1 protein-coding gene and 1 pseudogene are annotated in these 2,522 nt (G+C 58.6%); both read right to left on the bottom strand.

Annotated features, from left to right (window positions below; translation table 11 throughout):
- A pseudogene (locus tag WCA53_RS22595) lies at window positions 1–608 on the bottom strand (glycosyl transferase family 51); the annotation flags it as partial.
- A gap of 137 nt (window positions 609–745) precedes the next feature.
- Window positions 746–2,522, bottom strand: a 1,777-nt coding sequence (locus tag WCA53_RS22600; protein ID WP_423915752.1) for a putative bifunctional diguanylate cyclase/phosphodiesterase, incomplete at its 5' end; no start/stop codon positions are given.

The raw sequence follows: 2,522 nt of genomic DNA on the forward strand, positions 1-2,522 counted from the left end.
TCGACAATCGCGCGGCTGAAGCGCCCCCAGTCGATCGCGGGGTTGCGGTTCGGCTGGTCTGCGTCGAGCAGGTCGCGGTCCTCGATGAACAGCAGCGCGTTGACAACGACCGGTGGAATGGCGTCGAAGCGGTCGTAGATCCGTTTCGGATAGCGTGAACCGAAAAGCGGCGCACCGGTGCTATCGAACAGCAGCAGGCCGGCTTGATCTTTCTCTTCGTAAGGCGGGAACAGCCCGTCATCCGCAAGCGACAGCAGTCGTTCCGAACTGCGCGCCTGTGAGGCAACTGTAAACCCGCGTTCAGCCAGACGCTGCTCGAACGACGGCAGCAATGCGTAACCGAGACGCTTGTCATACGGGCCGTTCACCGAAATCGCGGGAAAGCCGCTACTGCTGCTCGGGCCGTCCGCGACCGCGAAACCGACGTCGCGGGTTAGTTCAGACAAGTAGCGCGCCTGCAGTCTCGACGTCTCGATCTCCATCTGGCAAAAGCGCGCCGCAAATGCCAGCGCGGCCAGAACAGCAGCGGCAAGCGGCCATTTAAACCACTTCCAGACCGTTGCAGCGCTGATCGCGTGAGGTGGAAACCGAACCATCGGCCGGTTCATGGCGGCGTCTCCAAAGCAACGGTCGAAAACGTGAACACCCACACCAATATTAGGTGAGCAAGTTTGATTATGGTGCTTATTATTTACGCGGCGTACTCTGCGAGCAACAGGGGCGTCTGGATCATCATAAAACGCGATCAGGCATGGATCTTTAGCTGGGAATCAAACCCGCTCGCAAACTCCTCAAAGCCCTCGATGGACAGCGGACGGCAAAAATAGAAACCCTGATAGGCATGGCATCCCGCTCTTGCGAGGAAGGCCCGTTGCGCTTCAGTCTCCACGCCCTCGGCGATTACCCCCAAGCCCAGGCTCCGCCCAAGCGCCACGATGGTCTTGACGATGACGGCATCGTTGGGGTCGACCAAAACGTCCCGCACAAACGACTGGTCGATTTTCAACTGATCCAAAGGCAAGCGCTTCAAATAGGAAAGCGAAGAATATCCGATACCGAAATCATCCAGCGAGAAAACCACGCCCCGGGCTTTGAGCACGGACATCTTCTCAATGATGTCCTGCACATTGTGCACCAGCACGCTCTCCGTCAGCTCCAGCTTTAACCTGTTTGCTCTTGCGCCTGTCCGACTGATTACCGTCAACACGGTGTCCACGAAGTCGGGCTCGCGGAACTGCTGGGCGCTGACATTGACCGCAATCGTGAGGTGAGCCATTTCTGGCCGGGTTGCCCATAGCGCCAGTTGAGCGCATGCGGTTTCCAAAACCCACTTGCCCAGGGCAAGGATCAGTCCGGTTTCTTCTGCCAGGGCAATGAAATCGACAGGAGGCACCATACCGCGCTCCGGATGCTGCCAGCGCACCAGTGCTTCGGCACCCGTTACACGGTCGCCGTCGACCACCTGCGCCTGGTAATGGAGCAAGAACTGATTCGCTTCGATTGCGTTGCGCAGACCTGCCTCCAACGCGGCTCTTTCCACCACGGCGGTCTGCATGGCCGGGTCAAAGAAACACATTGCGTTGCGCCCTTTTTCCTTGGACTTGTACATGGCGAGGTCTGCCTGTTTGAGCAGTTCGTCAATGGAGGTCTGCTGGCCCCGGAACAATGTGGCACCCACACTCGCAGTGCTGCGGTATTTGATATCGTCAAGCTGATACGTATTGCTAAGGACCGTCAGGATTTTTTCACCCATGACTTCGGTCTCGCTCGCGGCCTCTTGCCAGCTTACGTTCAAGTTTCCCAGGACCACCACGAACTCGTCACCCCCTACCCGCGCCACCGTGTCACTTTCACGCACGCTGGACGCAAGACGTTGCGCCACCTGCTGCAGCAGAAGGTCACCTTTGTCGTGGCCCAGGGTGTCGTTCAACGTCTTGAAATGGTCGACGTCGACGAACAGCAAGGCGCCACACGTTTGATTGCGGTCGCTGAGCGCCATGGCCAGCTTCAGGCGATCCAACAGCAGGGTACGGTTGGGCAAACGGGTAAGGGCGTCAAAGAAAGCCAACTCCTTGATTCTTTCTTCCGCGATCTTGCGTTCGGTAATGTCGTAGTGCGTGCCGACATAGTGGCTGACAGCCCCGTCATCTCCCGTCACCGCCGATATAGAGAGCCATTTTGGATAGACCTCGCCATTCTTGCGGCGATCCCAGATTTCCCCGTGCCAACCGCCTACCCGGTGGATCGTTTCCCACATCTCACGGTAGAAAGCAGCGTCGTGGCGGTCCGAGCGCAGCAACTGCGGCGTCTGGCCCACCGCTTCCTCGGCCGTGTAGCCGGTGCACTCGGTGAAAGCCGAATTGACACGCAGGATCGTACTGCTGGCGTCGGTGACCATCATGGCCTCTAGCGAGTCGAAGGCGACCGCGGCAATGCGAAGTTCGGCCTCGACTTGTTTGCGCTCAGTGATGTCGCGGCCACTGGTGCGAAAGCCCGTGAAGACGCCTTTGGCGTCCCTGATT

Source organism: Caballeronia sp. (genome assembly GCF_049581465.1).
Taxonomy (GTDB): Bacteria; Pseudomonadota; Gammaproteobacteria; order Burkholderiales; family Burkholderiaceae; genus Caballeronia.